Here is a 6,616-nt window from a genome sequence, read left to right as displayed (position 1 = left end):
ACTAACAGTACTAACAGTACTAACAGTACTAACAGTACTAACAGTACTAACAGTACTAACAGTACTAACAGTACTAACAGTACTAATAATCAACCATAGCCAAGTTAACATAACTATTTCAAGGCAATATAACCTCAATATCTTCAGGCATTTTTTACAATGACACTTGAGAAAAGCAATGCCTATCAAGCAAGACCTTGCACCTAAAACATCGTAACGGCTTAACCTAAACTCCGCTTAAGAAACTCGCAAACATATTAATATTAAATTCCACACCATCAGCCAGAGGTTGAGGGTAACGCGTCAGTTTGAAGTAAGGCATTGAGATTCCCTCAAGTTCATTTATTGATAAAGTTAAGCGGAATTTGGCGATGTACTTTCTCCCTTGCGGGCTAATGATGCTAAAAACCAAATTAGTGCAATTGCACCAATACATTGCAAAGTATAATAAGCTGAACTCTGCCATAAAAATATAACTAACTAATAGTATTCATAAAAAAATAATTTCAACAATTGGCACAATCTTTTCATATAGTAAAGTACCTATAAATAGGTAGATCATTATATGTGCGTATTGAATTGTAGGAGAAAATATTATGCAAATAAAACCATTACCCCTAAATACGTTATCCAATGTTTTTGTGCATACACTTCAATTTAGTAGCTTGTTTACTAGAAAAATTCACCAATATTATCAGTTTATTGCTCATATTGGCGTCAGTCAGTGGGACGTTGAAAATAGATAATCCAACAAGCAAATCTCAATAAAAGTGAATACGACTATGCATAATACTGCGATGCACAACCACATAAGCCACAAATATTCACAAGCTCTGATCAGCGAAGTGGTCAACCAAGTTAAAAATCATAATCGGTTACTCTCAGAGGTGGCTAAAAATTATGGGATTTCGTCCAGAACTGTCTATCAATGGGTTAAATCATCTACCGAACCTAGTGAATTGAAAAAAAGTGAAATAACCAATCAAATTGCATCATTGCAATTACAAATAAATAGTTTGAACAACTTATTACAAATGATGACATAACCGCTTTCGGCAAGGGTGTTTGGCGATATGAGATTATCCCCCAGTAATCGACTATAACAATGCAAACAACCACATATAATAATATGGCGCTAAACAGCCTAATAGTGATGCACAAGCATCCTTGCTACTTTCTTCTACCTTGGCGCGCAATGTCTTTACAAATGAATAAAATAAGCAGCAACATGAAATAACCGCTTACGTTTGGATTACCCATAAAGCGGTAAACATTTTCGGCAAGGGTGTTTGAATATATGAGATTAGCCCCCAGTAATCGACTATAACAATACAAACAACCACATATAATAATATGGCGCTAGACAGCCTAATAGTGATGTACGAACACCCTTGCCACTTTCGCACACTAATGCATAAAATTAAGCCAGCTTAACTATGCAGACTTCTTCATTCACCGCCCACACCGCCACCAATAACTATCGGTTAATTTAGATAAAAAGTTTTTTATCAACTTCTTAGCGAAATAGCATTTCAACCACTACACTTAAATTATGATGACTTTTACCCCCAGCCTATGAATTTAACTCTGCCAATTTTTATTGTAGTTTTAATGCTTATATCTGCCTGCCAACCTAACGCTAGCGTTAAAGCGGATGGGCAAAAATCGCCTATTATAAAAATAGCTGTATCGAACACACCGCTTTCTTCCCCCATTTTCATTGCCGACAAAAAAGGTTTTTTTAAACGGCATGGGCTGAATATCCAATTAGTAAGAGAAGATGGAGGAGTTAAGTGTTTTAACGAACTTATGGAAGGCAATGTTGATTTTGCCACTACGTCTGAATCAGTGGTGATGTTCAATAGTTTTTATCGCAGCAACTTTATTGTGTTAGCCAGTTTTGTGGAGTCTGATAATGATTTAAAACTGCTGAGCATGTCATCTGAGAAGTTTAATGATTTAGCAGCAATCTCTAACGCTAAAGTCGGTATAGTCAAAAGCAGTGCCAGTGAATTTTTCTTTGACAGTTTACTAATGCTTTATCACCAACAAGATGCCCAGATAGAAAGAGTCTATTTAAAGCCAAATCAAATGCTTCAGGCGCTTCAACAAGGCGAAGTAGACTTAATCTCTGCATGGGAGCCCTTTCCCTATCAACTCGTAAAAGAATCACCACAAGCAAGCCAAGTTATTGGCACGAAAGGCCTATATAACCTTTCATTTAACCTAGTCGGCTTAAAAAACAGTTCGATCAAAACTAAAGATAAACAAAGTATTCTTCAAGCGTTAAGCGATGCCATTAATTACATCAATGAAAACCCTGAAGACAGCCAGCTGTTAATTAGTCAAATTCTTGATATGGATAAAATACAGCTGAGTTATTTATGGCGAGATTATGATTTTAGATTAAGCCTTAGTAATGCTTTAGTTTCAAATTTGCAATTACAATCTCAATGGGCAATTGACAGAGCCTTAGTCCCAAAAGACAATCGCATTGATATTAGGCAAATACTAGATAGACAGCTATTTGAGTCAGCTATGTACGAGCATACGGATGAGCATCAATGACACTTGCAACTCGGCTTAAACTTACAGCAATACTGTGCGCGCTATTGACCATTGCCGTTTGCCAAGCCTTGTTTCAAGCTCACACTTACCAGCAAAAAATTTATAAGCAACTTAACCATTCGATGCAAATACAATTAAGCATTGATAGCTTAAGAAGCCAATTATGGCTTTATGACGAGTATAGCGACCAACTTAGCTTATCCGAGCTTAACATTAGGCAAGCGGATCTTGCAGTTCAGTTATCTAAAGATATTCAATGGCATACCAAGCAGCGGCGAGTACTCGACAATCTAAATCGTCTGAACGCTAATATTCGCGTATTATTTAATACCCAAATGCAAAGCAATACCAATCATTCACTTTCTGAGGATCAGCTGACTTCCAGTCGCTTACTTAAAGCGAAATACAGTATGAATATAGAAAAAATGACTGAAGATATGTATCGGCTTCATAAAGTGACCATTGCCCAAGCAAAGCAAACCCAGCAATCATTATTGATCTCTATCTCTTTGGTGGTTTTATTGCTATCGATTCTGGTTACCATCTGGTCATCAATGACATTGATTCGCTTCAAACGTGGCATGAAGTCGCTCAATGATGGCATGCGAACACTTGCCAACGGCGATTTAGAAAGTCGCGTTAAATATGACATGAATGATGAGTTTGCTGAAATGAGCGACAACTTTAATGATATGAAGGCCTCTTTGCAGAAAATAACCATTAAAAAAGAAGAACTGAAATTAGAAGTGGCAAGGCAAACCCAAAAACTACAAGAACAGCAGGTTAAGCTCACCTATTTAGCCGAACACGATGAACTCACCTCTATTTATAACCGCCGTGCTTTTATCAAGCAAATTGACAGTGCCATCGAACGTGATTCGAGACGAAATGAGCAAGCTGCATTACTTTTTATCGACTTAGATAAATTTAAAATAATCAATGACACCCTAGGCCATCAAACCGGAGATGAGGTACTCAAACAAATTGCGCTGAGATTAAAATCGCATTTGCGAAGTACTGACTTTGTCGGGCGATTTGGTGGTGATGAGTTTGTTATTTGGTTAGACAACATCAATAATGAGCAAGACATCATTACCAAAGTTAAACTCATTTTGTCCGTCATAAACCAAACTATTGAGCTTAATGGTAATTCATTAACTGTGGGGGCAAGTATTGGAGTGAGCCAATATCCGCTAAATGGTAATAATAGTAACTGTCTGGTCACCGCTGCTGATGCCGCAATGTATATTGCTAAACATGACTCAACACAAGACTATTGTTTATTCCAGGAAATCTCTTAGCTTTAATCGTTTTTAAGAATGTTTGTGTTAAGAAAGCGCAAAATCATACTCAGAAAAACCTTTAAACGCAGGTGACTTTAGATAAAGCAGATTACTTAACCTCAACTCAGGTCAAGAGATGGGCTCAACAAGCTGAATTTAAAATATTTAGCTAATTTTGTCGCAAACTTGTCATTTTTTAAAACAAAGCACGTTAACACATCAATAGCTGGCCTATTGCACGTTAATGAAACGCCGTTAGCAAGACAAAGGGCTGTTTAGTTGGGGGTTAATATTATCCCGAGCTGAGGTTACTTATAAAAATGACCAACCTCACCTGTGCAGGCTAACAACTCGCACTCAAACGTTTTCTCATATAAAACGTATTGATATTTCCCATCAACAGTCCGTCATCCACTCAGGCAAGTAGTTGCTTAGACTTACATCAAAACCGAACAGCTAAACTACATCAAACGCCATCGAATACGTTTTATTGATTTGCCACTTTGACATAGGTTTCAGTAGACCAATCATATTGATAAATGACCCCTTGCCATTCATAAACCATTTTCCCATCCTTTTGGATGACTTTAGCATTTTCAGGCAAGGTTCGAATTCCGTGATCATATTGCATTGACGTTGTGGTTCTTTGTGGAGGAGCCACCACTACGGTAGGCTCAACCTCAAAATCACGACGAATAGCATAATTGTCACGGTCATATCGATAAGGGGAATAGCCATTATTATACCAATGATCGCGCCAGCGCCAGTCGTTACCCCATCGATAACCACTGCTCCAGCCTATACCAACACTTGGCCCCCAATGATTATTCCATCCAGAACCCCATCGCCAAGGATCGCGGTAGCCATGTCGATTGTTAAATTGATGACGATGACGGTCATGATTTACATAATCTCGATTATGATTACCCTGATGATTACCCTGATGATTAGAAGCCACATGAGTGTTAACGCTGGCTTGATTAAGATGATCAAGACTCAATGGTTGTTGTGCTACAGCAGGACATACACCACCGATCCCCCAAAATAGCGACAGAACCGTTATCGTTTTAAGCTTCATACTCACTGACCTCATCTTACGACATAAGAGCTATGTCAATCACAACCCTAATCCATAACATTTGTCAGTTTACACCTTGAAACATCAATCGCCCAGAGTGATAACTCAAATGGCTTAACCCCATATTAGAAAAATGCTATAGTGCGCGGCACATCAAATTGCACAAACAGGCGGTAGTTATGAGTTTCAAGGATTTACGTAGCTTCATAAACCATCTAGAAGCCAATGGTGAGCTAAAACGCATTAGCCATCCGGTTGACCCTCACCTTGAAATGACAGAAATAGCCGACAGAGTATTACGCTCTGGTGGGCCAGCCTTGCTGTTTGAGAATCCTAAAAATAATAGCATGCCAGTACTGGTCAATTTATTTGGCACACCAAAGCGCGTCGCGATGGCATTAGGCAAAGATGATCCATTAGCGCTTAGAGAAGTGGGTGAGCTATTAGCATTTTTAAAAGAACCAGAGCCACCACGTGGTTTTAAAGATGCCATATCAAAAATTCCAATGTTTAAGCAAGCATTAAACATGCCGCCTAAAACAGTGCGCAATCCGCCATGTCAGGAAGTGGTAACAACCGGTGATGATGTTGATTTAACATCGCTTCCTATTCAACACTGCTGGCCTGGCGACGTCGCACCGTTAGTCACATGGGGACTAACCATTACTAAAGGGCCACGCCAAAAGCGTCAAAATTTGGGTATTTATCGTCAGCAATTACTGGGTAAAAATAAGCTTATTATGCGCTGGTTAGATCACCGTGGTGGTGCATTAGACTTTAAAGACTTTAAAGAAAAACACCCAGGTGAAAACTACCCTGTTGTGGTGGCGTTGGGGAGTGATCCGGTAACCATTCTTGGCGCAGTAACGCCTGTACCCGATGCCATGAGTGAATACGCTTTTGCAGGATTACTGCGCGGAGAGCGCACCGAAGTGTGTAAAGCATTAAGCTGTGATTTAGAAGTGCCCGCTACCAGCGAAATAATCTTAGAAGGCTATATTGCCCCAGGTGAAATGGCAGAAGAAGGTCCCTATGGCGATCACACAGGTTACTATAATGAAACCGATTCTTTTCCCGTATTTACCGTGACTCATATCACTCACCGTAAAGATGCAATTTACCACAGCACCTATACCGGCCGTCCACCTGATGAACCGGCAATGCTAGGTGTGGCATTAAATGAAGTATTCGTGCCTATTTTACGTAAACAATATCCAGAAATTATCGACTTCTATTTGCCGCCTGAGGGTTGCTCATACCGCATGGCGATAATCTCAATTCGTAAGCAATATCCAGGACATGCAAAGCGCGTGATGATGGGGGCATGGTCGTTCTTACGTCAATTTATGTACACCAAGTTTATTGTTGTCGTTGATGACGATGTGAACTGTCGCGACTGGCAAGATGTTATTTGGGCCATTACCACCAGAATGGACCCAACCCGTGACACAGTAATGATAGATAATACACCTATTGATTATTTAGACTTTGCATCCCCAATCGCAGGCTTAGGGTCAAAAATGGGCTTAGATGCCACCAATAAATGGGAAGGTGAAACCAATCGAGAATGGGGTACGCCTATTGTGATGGACAACGAAGTAAAAGAAAAAGTTGATCAAATGTGGGACCAATTAGGTATTGATGGCCAACCGACACTGTAAAGAGTGACCTTGGTCACATAAAGACG

6 protein-coding genes are annotated in these 6,616 nt (G+C 39.5%); 5 read left to right on the top strand and 1 reads right to left on the bottom strand.

The window, feature by feature from the left end; all coding sequences use genetic code 11:
• The first annotated feature begins 596 nt into the window (after nucleotides 1-596).
• From ORI98_RS12515 to ORI98_RS12500, 4 genes are all read left to right on the top strand, one after another.
• A complete protein-coding gene (locus ORI98_RS12515; protein WP_306135432.1) occupies nucleotides 597-746 on the top strand; it encodes a hypothetical protein in 150 nt (49 codons plus the stop codon).
• A 36-nt stretch (nucleotides 747-782) separates the two neighbouring features.
• Complete coding sequence (locus ORI98_RS12510; RefSeq protein ID WP_371931161.1) at nucleotides 783-1,046, top strand: transposase; 264 nt, start codon at nucleotides 783-785, stop codon at nucleotides 1,044-1,046.
• A 565-nt stretch (nucleotides 1,047-1,611) separates the two neighbouring features.
• On the top strand, nucleotides 1,612-2,568 hold the full coding sequence (locus ORI98_RS12505; RefSeq protein WP_306135431.1) for an ABC transporter substrate-binding protein: 957 nt from the start codon (nucleotides 1,612-1,614) through the stop codon (nucleotides 2,566-2,568).
• A complete protein-coding gene (locus tag ORI98_RS12500; RefSeq protein WP_306135430.1) occupies nucleotides 2,565-3,869 on the top strand; it encodes a GGDEF domain-containing protein in 1,305 nt (434 codons plus the stop codon). The genes ORI98_RS12505 and ORI98_RS12500 overlap by 4 nt, the downstream gene beginning before the upstream one ends.
• A gap of 469 nt (nucleotides 3,870-4,338) precedes the next feature.
• On the opposite strand, the gene ORI98_RS12495 is transcribed toward ORI98_RS12500, so the two are convergent.
• Entirely contained in the window at nucleotides 4,339-4,929 is a 591-nt protein-coding gene (locus ORI98_RS12495; protein ID WP_306135429.1) for a hypothetical protein, read from the bottom strand.
• A 179-nt stretch (nucleotides 4,930-5,108) separates the two neighbouring features.
• Between ORI98_RS12495 and ubiD the strand changes: the two genes are divergently transcribed.
• Nucleotides 5,109-6,590: a 4-hydroxy-3-polyprenylbenzoate decarboxylase gene (gene ubiD / locus ORI98_RS12490; protein ID WP_261298441.1), complete on the top strand. Its 1,482-nt coding sequence runs from the start codon at nucleotides 5,109-5,111 to the stop codon at nucleotides 6,588-6,590.
• Nucleotides 6,591-6,616 lie beyond the last annotated feature (26 nt).

This window comes from Shewanella sp. ULN5 (assembly GCF_030731885.1).
GTDB classification, from domain to species: Bacteria; Pseudomonadota; Gammaproteobacteria; order Enterobacterales; family Shewanellaceae; genus Shewanella; species Shewanella holmiensis.
The sequence above is the reverse complement of the archived record's forward strand: the minus strand, read 5'-3'. Positions and strand labels throughout refer to the sequence as shown.

What these genes read in the sequence shown, in the direction of transcription:
- ORI98_RS12515 (WP_306135432.1), top strand. Translation starts at nt 597, where the DNA reads ATGCAAATAAAACCATTACCCCTAAATACGTTATCCAATGTTTTTGTG.
- ORI98_RS12510 (WP_371931161.1), top strand. Translation starts at nt 783, where the DNA reads ATGCATAATACTGCGATGCACAACCACATAAGCCACAAATATTCACAA.
- ORI98_RS12505 (WP_306135431.1), top strand. Translation starts at nt 1,612, where the DNA reads ATGCTTATATCTGCCTGCCAACCTAACGCTAGCGTTAAAGCGGATGGG.
- ORI98_RS12500 (WP_306135430.1), top strand. Translation starts at nt 2,565, where the DNA reads ATGACACTTGCAACTCGGCTTAAACTTACAGCAATACTGTGCGCGCTA.
- ORI98_RS12495 (WP_306135429.1), bottom strand. Translation starts at nt 4,929, where the DNA reads ATGAAGCTTAAAACGATAACGGTTCTGTCGCTATTTTGGGGGATCGGT.
- ubiD (WP_261298441.1), top strand. Translation starts at nt 5,109, where the DNA reads ATGAGTTTCAAGGATTTACGTAGCTTCATAAACCATCTAGAAGCCAAT.